Source organism: Ruania rhizosphaerae, from assembly GCF_009805705.1.
Lineage (GTDB): Bacteria > Actinomycetota > Actinomycetes > Actinomycetales > Beutenbergiaceae > Ruania > Ruania rhizosphaerae.
In genome coordinates, this window is the sequence record NZ_VSMB01000003.1 from 96,925 (window position 1) to 112,984 (window position 16,060).

Annotated in this window: 13 protein-coding genes; 10 read left to right on the forward strand and 3 right to left on the reverse strand. The window is 68.8% G+C overall.

The window, feature by feature from the left end:
- Positions 1 to 38 precede the first annotated feature (38 nt).
- Entirely contained in the window at positions 39 to 1,058 is a 1,020-nt protein-coding gene (locus FV560_RS05955; protein ID WP_235019986.1) for a FecCD family ABC transporter permease, read from the forward strand.
- On the forward strand, positions 1,055 to 1,906 hold the full coding sequence (locus tag FV560_RS05960; RefSeq protein WP_159620473.1) for an ABC transporter ATP-binding protein: 852 nt from the start codon (positions 1,055 to 1,057) through the stop codon (positions 1,904 to 1,906). The genes FV560_RS05955 and FV560_RS05960 overlap by 4 nt, the downstream gene beginning before the upstream one ends.
- An 85-nt stretch (positions 1,907 to 1,991) precedes the next feature.
- On the opposite strand, the gene FV560_RS05965 is transcribed toward FV560_RS05960, so the two are convergent.
- Positions 1,992 to 2,744, reverse strand: a complete 753-nt coding sequence (locus FV560_RS05965) for a M23 family metallopeptidase (RefSeq protein WP_159620475.1) — start codon at positions 2,742 to 2,744, stop codon at positions 1,992 to 1,994.
- Between the two features lie 58 nt (positions 2,745 to 2,802).
- Between FV560_RS05965 and FV560_RS05970 the strand changes: the two genes are divergently transcribed.
- From FV560_RS05970 to FV560_RS05985, 4 genes are all read left to right on the forward strand, one after another.
- The gene (locus FV560_RS05970; RefSeq protein WP_159620477.1) at positions 2,803 to 3,219 is read left to right on the forward strand and encodes a nitroreductase/quinone reductase family protein; all 417 of its coding nucleotides are present in this window, start codon (positions 2,803 to 2,805) and stop codon (positions 3,217 to 3,219) included.
- A 29-nt stretch (positions 3,220 to 3,248) separates the two neighbouring features.
- Complete coding sequence (locus tag FV560_RS05975) at positions 3,249 to 5,075, forward strand: glycoside hydrolase family 15 protein (protein ID WP_275401889.1); 1,827 nt, start codon at positions 3,249 to 3,251, stop codon at positions 5,073 to 5,075.
- Entirely contained in the window at positions 5,072 to 6,505 is a 1,434-nt protein-coding gene (locus FV560_RS05980; RefSeq protein WP_159620481.1) for a glucose-6-phosphate dehydrogenase, read from the forward strand. Before FV560_RS05975 ends, FV560_RS05980 begins: the two co-directional genes overlap by 4 nt.
- A gap of 150 nt (positions 6,506 to 6,655) precedes the next feature.
- The gene (locus FV560_RS05985) at positions 6,656 to 7,576 is read left to right on the forward strand and encodes an exodeoxyribonuclease III (protein WP_159620483.1); all 921 of its coding nucleotides are present in this window, start codon (positions 6,656 to 6,658) and stop codon (positions 7,574 to 7,576) included.
- 152 nt (positions 7,577 to 7,728) lie between these two features.
- Here the strand turns inward: FV560_RS05985 and FV560_RS05990 are convergent, their stop codons facing one another.
- A complete protein-coding gene (locus tag FV560_RS05990) occupies positions 7,729 to 12,195 on the reverse strand; it encodes a lamin tail domain-containing protein (RefSeq protein ID WP_159620485.1) in 4,467 nt (1,488 codons plus the stop codon).
- 231 nt (positions 12,196 to 12,426) lie between these two features.
- Between FV560_RS05990 and FV560_RS05995 the strand changes: the two genes are divergently transcribed.
- On the forward strand, positions 12,427 to 12,564 hold the full coding sequence (locus FV560_RS05995; protein ID WP_159620487.1) for a hypothetical protein: 138 nt from the start codon (positions 12,427 to 12,429) through the stop codon (positions 12,562 to 12,564).
- 157 nt (positions 12,565 to 12,721) lie between these two features.
- Here FV560_RS05995 and FV560_RS06000 read toward each other — a convergent pair whose 3' ends face one another.
- Positions 12,722 to 13,021, reverse strand: coding sequence for a DUF1540 domain-containing protein (locus tag FV560_RS06000; RefSeq protein WP_159620489.1), 300 nt, complete (start codon positions 13,019 to 13,021; stop codon positions 12,722 to 12,724).
- 185 nt (positions 13,022 to 13,206) lie between these two features.
- On the opposite strand from FV560_RS06000, the gene FV560_RS06005 reads away from it, so the two are divergent.
- From FV560_RS06005 to FV560_RS06015, 3 genes are read left to right on the forward strand one after another with little or no spacing between them, the layout of a single operon-like run.
- Positions 13,207 to 13,620, forward strand: coding sequence for a DUF488 domain-containing protein (locus FV560_RS06005; RefSeq protein WP_159620491.1), 414 nt, complete (start codon positions 13,207 to 13,209; stop codon positions 13,618 to 13,620).
- The gene (locus tag FV560_RS06010) at positions 13,617 to 14,603 is read left to right on the forward strand and encodes a pirin family protein (protein WP_159620493.1); all 987 of its coding nucleotides are present in this window, start codon (positions 13,617 to 13,619) and stop codon (positions 14,601 to 14,603) included. Before FV560_RS06005 ends, FV560_RS06010 begins: the two co-directional genes overlap by 4 nt.
- A 59-nt stretch (positions 14,604 to 14,662) precedes the next feature.
- Positions 14,663 to 16,051: a mycothione reductase gene (locus tag FV560_RS06015; RefSeq protein ID WP_159620495.1), complete on the forward strand. Its 1,389-nt coding sequence runs from the start codon at positions 14,663 to 14,665 to the stop codon at positions 16,049 to 16,051.
- Positions 16,052 to 16,060 lie beyond the last annotated feature (9 nt).

Genomic DNA, 16,060 nt, shown 5'->3' on the forward strand with positions numbered 1-16,060 from the left:
AGCTCACTCCGCTCCGCACACCGGATCTCAGAGCAGCCGTGACCACGGTGACCTCGGCTCGGACGGCGAGGCTACGCCGTCGGCGGATCGTGATCGCCGTGCTCGCCGCACTCGTGGTGGCACTCTTCGCGACCTCGCTGATGGTGGGGCGCACGTTCTATCCGCCCGCGGATGTCCTCGCGGTGATCGCCGGCCACGACGTGCCCGGCGCGAGCTTCACCGTCGGCACGCTGCGTCTGCCGCGTGCCTGCGTGGCCGTGCTCACCGGCGCCTGCTTCGGGCTCGGTGGCGTGACCTTCCAGACCATGCTGCGCAACCCGCTCGCCAGTCCGGACGTCATCGGCATCACCTCCGGGGCCGGTGCCGCAGCTGCCGTGGCGATCGTGTTCTTCTCCCTCGGTGGATTCGCAGTCTCGGTGGTGGCGGTCCTGGCGGGTGTGGCGGTCGCCATGGCCGTCTACCTGCTCGCCTATCGCGGCGGTGTGGCCGGCACGCGGCTCGTGCTGGTCGGCATCGGAGTGGCCGCGATGCTGAACAGCGTCACCTACTACGCCCTCGACAAGGCGCCGCAGTGGGAACTGCAGGAGGCCATGCGGTGGCTCTCCGGGAGCCTGAACGGGGCCTCCTGGAAGGATGCGCTCCCGCTCGCGCTGGCGATGGTGGTGCTCGGCCCGCTGCTGCTGGCCCAGGTACGCAACCTCGGGGCGCTGCAACTCGGCGACGACACCGCCGCCGCCCTCGGGGTGCGCACCGAACGCACCCGCATCGTGGCCATCCTCGCGGCCGTCGGCCTGATCACGTTCGCGACGGCGGCCGCCGGCCCGATAGCCTTCGTCGCCTTTCTCTCCGGTCCCATTGCCGCCCGGATCGTGGGGCCGCGCGGATCGATGCTCATCCCGGCCGCACTCGTGGGTTCCCTGCTGGTGCTGGTGGCCGACCTGGCGGCGCAGTTCGCCTTCGGCACCAAGTTCCCGGTGGGCGTCGTCACCGGCGTGCTCGGTGCCCCCTACCTGGTCTATCTGATCATCCGCACCAACCGCACCGGAGGTGTGCTGTGACCCGCGACCGCGCGCTCACCGTGGAGAACCTGACGGTCGGATACCACGAACGGATGGTGATCGACGGGCTCGACCTCGCGATCCCTCCCGGGAAGATCACTGCGATCGTCGGTGCGAACGCGTGCGGGAAGTCCACGCTGCTGCGTTCGATGAGCCGGCTACTCAGCCCCCGTGGCGGGCAGGTACTGCTCGACGGGAAGGCCGTGCACCGCATGCCCGCCAAGGAGCTGGCCCGGCAGCTCGGGCTGCTGCCGCAGTCACCGATCGCCCCGGAGGGGATCACCGTGGCTGATCTGGTCGGGCGTGGAAGGCACCCGCACCAGCGGATCCTGAGCCGGTGGACCAGCGCCGACAACGAAGCGGTCGCAGACGCGCTCACCGTCACCGACACCGTCGAGCTGGCCGACCGGCCCGTGGACGAGCTCTCCGGCGGTCAGCGCCAGCGGGTGTGGATCGCCATGGCGTTGGCCCAGCGCACCGACGTGTTGCTGCTGGACGAGCCGACGACGTTCCTCGATGTCAGTCACCAGGTCGAGGTGCTGGACCTGCTCACCGACCTCAACACTGCCCGCGGCACCACGATCGTGATGGTGCTGCACGATCTGAACCTCGCCGCCCGCTACTCCGACCACCTCATCGCCTTGGGTGAGGGCGCCCTACACGCGGCCGGGACGCCGTCGGAGGTACTCACTCCTGCCCTGGTGGAGGCCGTGTTCGGGTTGGCGAGCCAGGTCATCGTGGACCCGGTCTCGGGGACACCGCTGATGGTTCCGAAGGGGCGTCACCACTCCGGGCGCTCCGCTGCACCCCGCCCCGACGTACCCATCTCCCACCTCGCCGAACGCTGACTTGCTCGGCAATCTCGAGCCGAGACGCCGAGCAACTCAGCGCTGGCGCTGCTGGGATGGACAGGTCGCGCTGCTGGGTAGGGGTTCAGGCCCGGCCCACGCCTGCCGGCCCGCGCCCGATGAGGCGTTCGAACCGCTTCGGGATCCCATCAGTGACGGGTGTGATGATCGTGCGCCCCTCGTCGGGCCGCTCGACCACGTCGTAGGACGCGAAGGCACACGGCAGCCCGCGAGCCACCCGTAGGTCCGCCGAGTCCATCAGCTGCAGGTGCAGATGCGGCATCGTGGAGTTGCCGCTGTGCCCCACACGGCCCAGGAACTCACCGGCCCGCACCTGCTGACCGGACCGCACCTGCGCACTGTGCCGCTGGAGATGCCCCAGACCGACGAACACCGGACCGCCGCGGTGGTCGGCGGCCCGCAGGACCACATGGTTGCCGAGCACAGCCGCCATCTGTGTCACGTTCTCCGGCCTGAAGGTGGCCGCGGTGTGCATCGCCCGGGCGGATTCCCGGGCCGGATGCACCCACCCGCGCTCGCGCACGCCATCGACCACCCGGATCACCTCGGCGTCGCACGGCGCATGGATCGGCTGCCCCCAGCCGTAGAACTCCCGGGTCGGCGCTCCGCTGAGCAGCATCCGCCAGGTGGGCGCCGGATGAGCGTGGAAGCCCGGACGGTGGTCCACCTGCACGAAGTCGTAGGCGAACCGCTGACCCAGCAGATCGGTGCCGTGGCTGGGGATCCGCTCGGCGGGTGTGGTCACCGCCGTCCAGCCGGAGCCGCGCAACGGGAAGTCGACGACGATCGCATCGTGCAGGGCATCGCGTGGGGGCACGAAGCAGACGCTACCTCCTGGGAGGAATGTCAGGCCCGCACCCGCCGTTGCGCTGATCATGGACGTCAACCAGCAGATCATCGACACCTTCCGGGCCAACAACGGCGAGGTCAACGAGCCGATGCGATTCGGCAGGTCGCTCGTACTCGTGCACGTGCCGAAGAAGGACGGGACCGAGCGAGTGGTGCCGCTGGCCTCGATCCACCTGGACAACGGCTGGCACGTCGTGGCCTCAGCAGCAGGCTCCCCGAAGCATCCGGCCTGGGTGTACGGCTTGCGCCGCGCCCAGCATGTGCAGATCGAGGTGCCGGGCGAGCCGATTCGCGCGCTGACCGCCGCCGTCAGCGAACTGGAGGAGCCCGCGCGAGCGGCCATGTGGGAGCGGTTCAAGGCCTTCTCGCCCGGATTCGCCGAGTACGAGAAGACGTCCGAGGGTCGCGTCTTCCCGATCTTCCGGTTCTCCGGCCTGGACTGATCGGGCCCGGCGGGCACCAACCGATTGTGGTGGCCGCGCGGGCATGGTTGTCTGGACGGGTGAGCTCTTCGATCGGTGACTACGCACTCCTGGCTGACCTGCACACCGCAGCTCTGACCTCCACCGACGGCAGTATCGACTGGCTTTGCCTGCCGCGTTTTGACTCCGACTCGGTGTTCGCCGCCATCCTCGGCACCCCCGATCATGGCCGCTGGCTGATGGCACCGTCACAGGGCACGCTCACCGGACGGTCCTACGAACCGGGCACCTTCGTGCTCCGCAGCTCCTGGACCACTCCCACGGGGGAGTGCGAGATCGTCGAGTTCATGCCGATCGACGGTGACCGGGCAGATATCGTGCGCTCGGCTCGGTGCACCGCCGGCGAGGTGACGATCGTGCACGACCTGCGACTGCGGCCCGAGTATGCCGCCTCGTTGCCGTGGGTTCGGCGAGAAGGAGAGGGGCAGGACGAGGACGGTGCTGCACTGGTCGCGATCGCCGGCCCGGACGCCTATCTACTCCGCGGGCCCGCTCTGACGGCGGCCGGGCGCCGTCACGAAGGATCCTTCACCCTGACCGAGCGGGAGGAGGTGGTGTGGGACCTGACATGGTCGGCCTCCTACCGGCCCGAACCAGACCCGCTGGACGTGCCTGCGGCACTGGAGGAGACACGTACCTACTGGCGGGAGTGGGTCGGCAAGGCGAGCGTGCACGGGCGCTGGTCGGACGCCGTCGAACGCTCGTTGCTGGTGCTGCGGGCGCTGACCCACGTGGAGACCGGTGGCATCGTCGCGGCTCCCACCACGTCCCTGCCGGAGGATCCGGGTGGCGAGCGCAACTGGGACTACCGGTACTGCTGGCTGCGCGATTCCGCCCTCACGCTGGAGGCGTTGCTCGCGCACGGACGCACTGGGATCGCCCACCACTGGCGCGACTGGCTGCTGCGGGCCGTGGCCGGAGACCCCGACGATCTGCAGATCATGTACGGCATCGCCGGTGAGCGCCAACTCCCCGAACGCATTCTCGACCACCTGCCCGGCCACCTCGACTCCCGACCGGTGCGCATCGGCAACGGTGCCGTCACGCAGTTCCAGGCGGACGTCGTCGGTGAGGTGATCATCGCCCTCGACAAGTTGCGACGCGCCGGCGTCGATGAGGACGAGTTCTCCTGGTCGCTGCAGCGGGCGATGATCGATTTCGCCGCCCGGCACGTCGACCGCAAGGACCAGGGCCTGTGGGAGATGCGCGGCGACCCGCACTACTTCACCCATTCCCGGGTGATGGTGTGGGCAGCGCTGGACCGGGGCGTGCGGGCCGTCTCCGACTTCGGGCTCCCCGGGCCGGTGGAGGAGTGGGCTCGGCTGCGCGACGAGCTGCGCACCGAGATCCTCACCCGCGGCGTGCATCCGGTGACCGGCGGGTTCGTGCAGCACTATGACACCGACGAGGTCGACGCCTCGCTGCTGCAGATCCCGCAGACCGGGTTCGTCCCCTACGACGACCCGCGGATGCTGATGTCGGTGGCGCAGATGGAGGTCGAGCTCATGCATGACGGGCTGCTGCTGCGCTACCGCACCAACGGCACCGACGGTTTGAGCGGCGACGAATACCCGTTCCTGGCGTGCTCATTCTGGCTGGTCGAGCAGTATGCCCTCAGCGGCCGGATCGAGGACGCGACCGCACTGATGGATCGGCTCGTCGACTGCAGGACCGATCTGGGGCTGCTCGCCGAAGAGTATGACCCGGACGGTCAGCGGCAGATGGGAAACTTCCCGCAGGCCTTCTCCCACCTGGCGCTTGTGCGCGCCGCCGACGCCCTCGAAGACGTCGCCCCTACCGATCGGAGCCCTCGTTGAGCTGCACCCTGGTGATCCTCGGCGCCTCTGGCGACCTGACCGAACGTCTGCTGCTGCCGGGGATCGGGTCGTTGCTCGAGCGCGAACCGGACCGAGAGTTGCGGATTGTGGGCTCGGATCGGGTGGAGATGAGCGATGCCGAGTTCGGTGCGTTGCTTGAGCGCACCCTGACCGCCGGGGGTGCACCGGCACCCGTGGCTCGCAGGATCGCCGACGGCGCCGCGTACGTTCGCGCTGACGTCTCCGATCCGGAGGCGTTGCGCACGGTGCTCGGTCTGGCCGCAGGGTGCTTTGTGGGGGCGCGCACCGGTGGGCGCCGTGCCCACCTGGCCACCCCCGACGCCGCAGGTCACCTCGTGCTGTATTTCGCCCTCCCGCCTGCGGTGACGGAGAAGGTGTGCGAGGCGCTGCAGGAGGTGGAGCTGCCCGAGCGCACGCATCTGGCGATGGAGAAGCCGTTCGGGCGGGATGAGGCGAGCGCCCGGAATCTGAACGAGTTGGTCGCCACGCTCGTGCCGGAGCAGCAGGTGCACCGTGTGGATCACTTCCTCGGCAAGTCCACGGTGCTGGACCTGATCGCGCTGCGGTTTGCGAACCGGCTGTTCCAGGCGGTGTGGAGCGCCGAGCACATCGACTCCATCGAGATCGCCTACGACGAGTCGCTCGCCCTGGAGGGCCGGGCGGGGTACTACGACCATGCGGGTGCGCTGCGGGACATGATCCAGTCGCACCTGCTGCAGGTGCTGGCGCTGGTGACGATGGAACCGCCGGCGCGGATCACCGACCGGGACTTGCGCGATGCGACGGCCGCGGTACTGCGGGCGACCCGGTTGTGGGGCGGCAGTCCTGAGACGGCGAGCCGGCGGGCGCGGTACACGGCCGGGACGGTTGGCGAACGGCAGGTGCCGGCCTACGCCGACGAGGAGGGGGTGGATCCTGGGCGCGAGACGGAGACGCTCGCGCAGCTGACGGTCGAGGTGGCCAATCCTCGCTGGGCGGGCGTGCCCATCACGTTGCGCTCGGGCAAGGCGCTCGGGGTCACCCGCAAGCACGTGGTCATCACCTTCGCCGATGTACGACACCTGCCGGACGGGTTGCACGGCCCGGACCCGAAGGACCGGCTGGTGATCGGGCTCAGCCCGGACGTGATGGAGTTGCGGATCACCACCAACACCACCTCCGACCCGCTCGCGCTCGAGCAGAGCGTGTTCGCGACCACACTGCGTGAGGCGGAGCTGGAGGCCTACGGTGAGGTGCTCGCCGGGATCCTCGACGGGAACCCGATGCTCACCGTCCGTGGCGATGCGGCCGAAGAGTGCTGGCGCATCTGCGACGACGTGCTGGCCGCCTGGGCCGGGGGAGAGGTGCCGATGGAGGAGTACCCGGCCGGCACGGCCGTTCCGTCCTCCTGGGGCCCCGCGCTGGAGTAGCGCACAGCGCACCCGCCTGACTGGACGGCCGCCACCCCCGTCCTCCTGAAATTGCTCGTCGATCTGGCGGCCTCTCCCGAAATTGCTCGTCGATCTGGTCGCCAGATCGACGAGCAATTTCAGGGAGGGGCGACTGCGTACCCTGGGGCCGTGCGTATCGCGTCGGTCAACATCAACGGCATTCGTGCCACCCACCGCCGCGGCTTCGGGGAGTGGATGGCTTCCCGGGACTGCGACGTGCTCACCCTGCAGGAGGTGCGCTGCGCCGTCGGGGATCTGCCTGAGCACGCCTTCGGGGGCTATCACGCCGCCTACGATCCCGGCAGCATCCCGGGGCGCAACGGTGTCGCGATCCTCACCCGGCGCGCTCCGGCAGCCGTCCGCACCTGGGGCGCCGAGGTGCTGGTCCATGCCCCGGACGCAGGGCGCTCCTGGGCGGCGGGCGACGATCCCGGCACCCTGGCCCGGGGCATCGCGCGGTACGCCACCGAGGGCCGTTACCTCGAGGTCGACCTCGCCGACGAACCGCTCACCGTGGCCACGCTCTACCTGCCCAAGGGCGGTCTTCCGGCACATCTACAACAGGCCGGCCGGATGCGGGAGGCTCCCGACGGCGGAGCCAAGTACGAACGCAAGATGCACTTCCTCGGCGGCTTCGCCCGCCAGCTCGCCCGGTCGCGCAAGGCCGCCCGAGCCCGCGGCCGGGAGTTCCTCCTCACCGGTGATCTCAACATCGCTCATACCCGCCTGGATGTGGCGAACTGGCGTCGCTCGCAGCAGGCGGAGGGCTTCCTGCCGGAGGAGCGAGCCTGGCTCGACCGCCAGCTGAGCCCTCGTACGTTGGTGGACGTGGTCCGTCACCTGCATCCGCACACCGAGGGCCCGTACTCCTGGTGGAGCTGGCTGGGCCGGGCGTACGAGCGGGACACCGGATGGCGGATCGACTATCACCTGGCGACGCCCGGCCTCGCCCGCCGGGCAGTGACCGCCGAGGTGGACCGTGACCATCGCGGGGTGCGGCTCAGCGATCACGCGCCAGTGGTCGTCGACTACGCCGCGGGACGAAACTGACGGGCTGAGGCCAGTACGTGCCACATCTGGCACGGAGTGGTCCCAGCCTGTCAGTTTCGTCCCGGGAGGGGCCGCGGTCGCGCTGGCAGTGCCGGGGCTGTTGCGGTCACCGATCCTGCTGGTCGCGACCGCAACAGCCCCCACACGGTCGGTCAGCGCCCGGTCAGGCGGGCCTTGCGCACCCTCAGCGCTGCACCGAGCAGCAGCATGAGCCCGGCGCCGAAGACCAGCGCCAGCAGCCCGTCGGAACCAGTGTCGGCGAGATCGCCGCCGGAACCGGAACCGTCAGACCCACTGCCTGCATCGTCGGAGCCCGCACCGTCCGATCCCGCCCCATCGGATCCACCGTCCGAACCAGCGTCGGATCCACCATCCGACCCATCGGAGGCCTCACCGGCGACCACGAACGTCATCACCTCCGAAGTGGTGACGGCGCCGTTCGGGTCGGCGGACTGCACGAACCAGCCATATTCGCCCGGCTCGGTCAGGGTCCACGTGGCCGAGAGCGTGACCGACCCGTCCGGGTTCGGCACCGGCATCCGGGCCAGCGATCGCTGCCCGTCCGCCGCACCCGCACCGGACATCCCCGTGGCAACATCCTCGAACGAGGCGATCACCGTCTCGCCGAGCACCTCGGCCGTGAAGGAGTCCGTCACGAGCTCCCGGTCCTGCGGAGTGATCCGCAGATCGGCATAGGAGATCGAGAAGTCCTGGTACAGGTACGGGTCCTCCTCAGGGCCGAGCAGGCTCGGTTCATCGGAGTTGTACCGGTCCTCGGAAGGGCTGAACGTGCGCACCTTCATCTGCTCGGACTCATTGTCGAAGTGGAGCAGACGCAGGTAGCCCAGGCCGCCCTCGGGCAGACCCTGATAGTCGAACAGCATCGAGTGCACCAGCCGGTCATCGACGCCATCGCCGTCGTCGTCGAAGCCATCCACCCGGAGGAACGCATCGTGATAGTGGCCGGAGGTCACCATCCGCACGTTCGGATTGGTGGCCACCACCTCGTCCATGATCCGCTGCGGGATCGGTCCGAGACCGCCGGTGGTGAGCATGAATTCGTGCAGGTTCACCACCGCCACCCGCTCGGGGTGAGCGGCGAGCACCTCGTTCATCCACGCGATGTCATCGTCGCCCGGGTCCCACCCCATGTAGAGCATGAGGAAGTCGATCCCGCCGGCGCTGATGAGGTCGTAGTGGCCGCGGTTGTCCTGGAATGACTCGCCATACCACGGGTTGCCCTCGTAGCGGTCGGCACCGAACCACTGTGAGTACTGGCTGTAGTCGGCCAGCTGGTTGCCCACGTCGTGGTTACCAGCGAGGACGCCGTACGGCAGACCCGCCTCGTCGAACCGGGCGTACTGCGGGTCGGCGTTCTCCCACTGGTAGGGCTGGTCGAAGTCGTCGACGATGTCGCCGGTGTGGATCACGTACTGCAGGTTGAGTTCCTCGCGGCGCTCGAGCAGGTAGTCGTGGATGGCTACCTGGTGGTCGTAGAACTCCTCGTTGTAGTACTGCGTATCCGACTCCCAGCCGATCGTGAAGTCGTACTCGCTGCGAGGGGTGTCGTCCGGGTGGTACGGCTCGAGGTCCTCACGCGGGGTCTGGTCGACGCCGGCGAAGCCCTCGGAGTGCTGCACCAGCACCGTCACCACCCCATCGGAAGCATGATCACCGACGGCGACCGTTCCGCCCAGGCTGATCTGCTCGCCATCGCCCGTGGTCAGGTGACGGTCCACCTCGACCCAGGCTCCGCCGTCGGCGGCCAGGGCGTACAGGATCACCTGGGCATCGGCGTCCGCCGTGCCCTCCCAGGCCACGCGTACGTCGGCCTGTTCCCCAGCCTCGGCTGGCACCTGCACGTCGAACTGAGTGAACGGGAAGGCCGAGCCGGAGACGACTGGCTCCAGTCCGGCATCGGTGGCCAGGTCGGCCGCCGTGAGGAGGGTGCCCTCACGCTCCAGAGTCGCCGCGTCCTGTGTGGTGCCCTGGGTGGCGGTGATCTCCTCGTCGCCCAACTCGTAGCGGTAGCCCTGCCGGAACTCCACGTCCAGCGGGTCACCGGTCGGGTCGGAGACTGACGCGGTCAGGGTGACATCGCCCGGCTGCACCTCGGCGCCGTCGGTGGGTCCGGTCGCGGCCGCACCCGGGAACTCGTCGGGCACCAGGAAGGTGGTGGCCGACTCGGTGGTGTTGCCGAGGGCGTCGGTGGCGGTGATGACCAGCTCGTGTTCGCCCGTGGCCAGCTCCACCGATGACGTGGTGTGCGGCAGGTCGATCTCCTCACCATTGAGCTCGGCAGTGGCGGTCTCAATTCCGGATCCGGAGCCGTCGCTGATCTCGGCGTCGAGGACGATCTCACCCTGGTAGGTCTGGCCGTCATCCACGGACGGCGTCACCTGCGGTGCGGTGTTGTCCACCACCACCGTGGCACTCGCCTGGTGCTCGCCATCGGTCGCACTCACCTCGTGCTCGCCGTCGGCGACCGCGGTTGTATCCCAGGTGTGGGCCAGCGCGGTGTAGGCGTCGTCGGGGAGCGTGAAGACCGCGTCGTAGAAGTCGAGCTTGCCGCTGGAGTCGCCCATCGCGATCGTCCGGCTCGGGTCGTCGTAGCCGGCCGGGGTGAGCGTGCGTCCATCCGGCAGGAGCAGGCGCATCCCGGAGATGACGAAGTCGTCGTTGTTCTCGTTCTCGTCGATCTCCGGTGCGGCCTTGGTGCCCGCCCAGATGCTGACCGTGAGGTCCTCGCCCTGGGTCACGTACTCCAGCGGTACCGGGGTGGACATGGTGACGGTGTCGGCGTAGGTGCCCTCGTCGAAGATGTACAGCACGTCCTCGCCGATGCGCACACCGTTGCGGAAGTAGAAGTCGGTCTGGGAGACCTCGAAGACGAACTGCGGTGCCCGCTCCAGGCTGGCTTCAGTGTCCACGGAGGTGCCGTCGATCGCGAGGTCGAGGGTCGGTGGGTAGTTCTCGCCGGCGGCGGAGACGCTGGTGGTGCCGGAGACGAACTGCCCATCGGCGACATTGAGCCGCAGCGGATCGGTGGACGCGCCCGCCACCGGGACCTCCACGGACTCGGTGGTCACGGTGTTGGTTCCGTCGGTGGCCGTGAGGCTGTAGGTGTAGTTGGACTTCCCGGTCAGGTCGGCCGCCGAGATGCTTGTCCGGTACAGGTTGTCTCCGGCGTGCGTGAGGCTGAACTCTCGGGCCGGGGCGCCTGCCTCGGCGTCGACGTCGTTCGTCAGGTTCAGCGTCGCGGTGCGGACCTGGACATCGTCGGTGATCTCGAACTCGAGGGTGAAGTCCTGCGCCGGGTCGATCTCGGCGGGGGTGAGGTCCTCGATCTCAGGGTCGGTGGTGTCCTCGGGGACCACCATGAGGCCGTCGGGGATCTGGTCGGCCTGGACGCGGCCGGGTGTGGCCGGGGCGGTGTCCAGCAGGGTCTGCAGCTGCAGGTCCTCGGAGACCGTGTAGCGGATGCCCTGATCGGGTGAGGTGTCATCCGCCTCGGTCATGTTGTAGTACGCCCGGTTGACGCCGAAGCCGGTGTTGGTGCGGATCGCCAGCCCGCGGGAGGAGCCGTTGGCCATTCCACCCTGGAAGATCTCCACCAGATCCTCACCGAGGGTGAGGTCGGAGCCGTAGTGGGCGTTGAACTCGTCGTCACCGAGATCGTCGTTCTGGCCGTTCTTGATCCACAGCACCAGGGTGTCGGCCGGGTCGATCACCACATCGCGCGGCACGCTGGGCCAGTGCGCCTCATTGGTGTTGGTGGTGAAGTCCTGCGGGTACAGGTAGGTCAGGGCGTAGTCGGAGAAGTCGACCGGTTCGGAGGTGGCGTTGTACACCTCGATGAACTCGTAGCCGTCGGCGCTACCGACGTTCGTGGAGTCCGGGGTCACCTCGGTGATCTGCAGCGGGGCAGTCACGAGGTCCGGATCCGGTTCCGGGGACGGCTCGGGGTCCGGGTCCGGCGCGGGGTCGGCGGGCACGAGCTGCTCGGCGTCGATGCTGCCCGGTGTCGGGGTCACGCCCGAGGCCAGCACCGGGTAGGAGGATTCCTCAGTGGTGGCGGGCAGCCGGAACGTCGCGCTCACGTCGTTGCCGAGGCCCTCGATGTAGTAGGACCAGGTGGTCTCGCTCGCTCCGCTCACGCGGATGCCGCGGCCGCCGCCATTGGCCATCCCGGGCTGACCGGTGGCGTGGGCGAGTGGGGCGTCGTCGGCGAGCCCGGTGTGTGCGCGGAAGTCGGCGTCGGTGTAGTCGAAGGAGTTCACGGTGCCGGAGCTGTTCGTGTACCGCAGCCACACCACCAGCGTCTCGCCGGCTCCGATCTGCGTCTCACCCTCTAGCGCGAGTGGCGCATCGCCGCTGGTGTCGGGGGAGTCGCCGTAGATGTAGGCGAGCTGGTAGTCGCTCAGGTCGACGGCGGAGGTACCGGGGTTGTGCAACTCGAACCACTCGAAGTGGTCGTAGCCGGCGTTGTTCGGGACCACCTCGGAGACGAAGAGCGCGTCACGCTCGGCGGCTGCGGCGGGGGTGGCGACGGCGATGCCGAACGCGGCGAGAGAGCATGCGGTGAGGGCGGCGACGAGTCGAGCTGGTCTGCGGGCCACAGGGAAGCCTTCGGTTCGGGGACGGGACCCACGCAGGCTAGGGAGGTCAGGCGAACGGCAGTTGACCAGGAGGGGACGTCCAGGTGACCAGTGCGGTACCGGCAGGGCCGCGTGACCGTAGCGACCGGGATGGTGCCCTGCGGGGCACGGTGGAGCACGGCGCGACGCATCCGTGTCGGTTCGACCACGGGCGTAACCCGCGGGTAGCGCATGGCGGTGGCTAGTGGCCCGATGGCCGAGTTTGAGCCCGAGGCGGTGCGGGTGACGCGCCAACTGCCGGAGGAGATCATCGACGGCGTCCGGCTCAGCTTCGACGGCCGGGTGTCGTCAGCCGCCGGTCAGTTGCGCGTAGGCCGGACCATCTCCTGAAGGCGCTGGTGAGCGGCGTGGGGAACGGTCACAGTCTCCACGACCTCACCGCCGTCGCAGGTGGTGAGGTCGACGGCGATACCCTCGCGTACCAAGTGCGTGCGGTATCCGCCGCCGGCTGCCACCCAGCGATGAATCTGCTCCAACGGTGACGCGGTCACCGCGGGGAATACGTGAGGCAGTCCGCTTCATCTGCTCCGGCGCCGACGCGCACTGACGAAGCGGTGCATTCCAGCGAGGAGTTGTGTGTGCAATCCGAACGTTGGCACGCGCCCACGTGCGAGACGACCTTGTCGAGGCCGCCCTTGGAACTGAGCGGGATGAAGGTCGCGCAGTGCGCCTCACCCGGCGAGCCGGCGATCGTGACCGCGGCGGCGTGGCAGTGTGAGTGGTCGTTGTAGGAACAGCCTTCCACCGAGCATTCGGCAACGGTGGGCAATTCTGCGAGTGTACTCATTCGACATACCTCCTATGGGGCCGATGTGAATCAAGAATAGACCCGTTCGCGTATTGCCGATAGTGCAAAGCTGTCCGCATTCGGGAAGTCATTAATGAATGATCATCGTCAGGTATTTCGCGGTCGATCAGTGGGAACTGGTGCCCTCGCGCGCGACCGTCGGTGCCGGCGGGCAGAATGAGGGCATGCGTATCGCTCGCGTCTACGACCCAGTCGACCCCGACGACGGGGTGCGGGTGCTGGTGGACCGCCTCTGGCCGCGTGGTATCAGGCGAGAGGACCCCCGCACCGGCACCTGGCTGCCAGAAGTCGCACCCAGTAACGAACTGCGCCGATGGTATGGCCACACGCCGGACCGGTTCGCGGAGTTCGCCCAGCGGTATCACGGCGAGCTGGAGTCGGGTGAGGCGAGCGAGAGCCTGCACCAGCTGCGACGGCTGCAGCGCGAGGGCGCGGTGACCCTGGTGACGGCGACCCGGGAGACTGAGTTGTCCCACGCCGTCGTGCTGGCTGAGATCCTGAATGAACCGGTGCGGCTGCACCGCGGCGCCGAACCCGCGAACCCGCGGAACGTGCCCACCCCAGCGGAGGAGTCATGAGCAACGTCGAGGCGAGGCCGGAGGAAGTCGTCTGCGCCGGCCGGTCAGGGCCGGGGATCCAGGTGCTCGAACCGCGAGACGTGCCACTCGGTGGGCCGCGTGCGATGACCGTGCGGCGCACCTTGCCGCAGCGGGCGCTGTCGCTGATCGGCGCGTGGTGCTTCCTCGACCACTACGGACCCGATGACGTCTCGGTCACCGGAGGGATGGACGTACCGCCCCACCCGCACACCGGGCTGGCAACGGTCAGCTGGTTGTTCTCCGGGCGGATCGAGCATCGCGACAGCGCCGGGCACGAGGCCCGGATCGGGCCGGGGGCGTTGAGTCTGATGACCGCGGGTGCCGGGATCAGCCACTCCGAGCGGTCGACCGGGGAGACCACGGTGCTGCACGGGGTGCAGATGTGGGTCGCGCTCCCGCAGGACGCGCGGTTCGGCGATCGCGGATTCGCCCGGTATGAGCCTCCCGTGGTGCAGGGTGAGGGGTACACGGCGCAGGTGTTCCTCGGCAGCGCCTTCGGGGATTCGGCGCCGATCGCCACGGCGACGCCGCTGCTAGGGGCCGAGGTCCGGCTCGAGCCCGGCACCCGCGTACTGGTGGACCAGCCGGGCTTCGAGCTCGGGGTGCTCGTCGATACCGGTGCGGTCACGATGGGCGGCACGGTGCTGCCGACGGGCCACCTGGGATTCCGGGAAGCCCGCGAGGAGTCGCTGGTGCTCGAGGCTGGCGGTGAGGGCGCACGGGTCGTGGTCTTCGGTGGCCCGCCGTTCGGTGAAGAAATCGTGATGTGGTGGAACTTCGTAGGGCGTGACCACGACGAGATCGTCGCGTTTCGCAGTGCGTGGCAGACCGAGATCGGCGCTGAGAGCGGCGGTCCGGATCATCCCCGGTTCGACCTCCCGGAGGATCCGGCACCGGCGTTACCGGCGCCGACGCTTCCGCCCGTCCGGATCCGGCCACGCGCCGGCCGCCGCCGTGACTGACGGCCGCTCGCTGACCATAGGCTGGAACCATCCCGCTCACTCCCCGGAAGGACTCTGCCGTGCCGCATGTCGATCTGTTGCTGATCGGAACCGGATCGGGCAACTCGATCCTCAGTGAGGAATTTCGCGACCGGTCGGTCGCGATCGTCGAACGTGGCACCTTCGGCGGTACCTGCCTGAACGTCGGCTGCATCCCGACCAAGATGTTCGTGCACACCGCCGATGTCGCAGCGACACCTGCCTCCTCGTCCCGGCTGGGAGTGGACGAGACGCTGGACCAGGTGCGCTGGCCCGACATCCGTGACCGGATCTTCGGGCGGATCGATCCGATCGCCTCGGGCGGGCGGGACTACCGCACGACCCACCCGGACAACGCACACGTCACCGTCTACGAGGGCACCGCACGGTTCACAGCGGAGCGGCAGGTGCAGATCGAGCCCAACGACGGCGGCCCTTCTCTCTCCCTGACGGCCGACCAGGTCGTGGTCGCCGCGGGTGGACGACCGTACGTCCCCGAGATTCCCGGACTCGCCGACGTCCGATTCCACACCTCTGACTCGATCATGCGGCTCGAGGAGCTTCCGCGGCACCTGACCGTGGTCGGAGGTGGATATGTAGCGACCGAGCTCGCGCATGTCTTCTCCTCACTGGGTGTGGCGGTCACCGTGATCAACCGGTCTGGCGCGTTGCTGCGCGGCGAGGACGAGGAGGTCTCGGCACGGTTCACCGAGTTGGCTGATCAGAAGTGGGACCTGCGGTTGAACACCACGGTGCGCCGGGTCGATCAGCACGGCGGTGCCCTACGGCTCGAACTCGCCGGGCCGGAGGGCGATTCCACCTTGGAGACGGGTGAGCTGCTGCTGGCCGTGGGGCGGGTACCGAACACCGACCTGCTCGACGCCCCGGCGGGCGGCCTGGCGATGAATCCGGCGGGCCTGCTGGTCGTCGATGAGTACCAGCGCACCACGGTCGACGGTGTGTGGGCGCTCGGAGACATCTGCTCCCCGTGGGCTCTCAAGCACGTGGCCAACCACGAGGCCCGGATCGTCCAGCACAATGTGCTCCACCCCGAGAGCCCGCGTGCTGCCGATCATCGGTACGTCCCGCACGCGGTGTTCTCCTCCCCGCAGGTCGCATCCGTGGGAATGACGGAGAAGCACGCGCTCGCGCAGGGGATCGAGATCTCCGTGGCGCGCCAGGCGTATGCCGACATCGCCTACGGCTGGGCGATGGAGGACACCACCGGGTTCGCGAAGCTGGTCGCGGAGAAGGGCACCGGCCGGTTGCTCGGTGCCCACATCATCGGCCCGCAGGCGCCGACCGTGATCCAGCCACTCATCCAGGCGATGAGTTTCGAGCAGGACGTGCGAGAGATCGCACGCGGTCAGTACTGGATCCACCCGGCGATGCCGGAAGTGGTGGAGAACGCGCTGCTGCAGCTCGACTGAGGGAGCGCC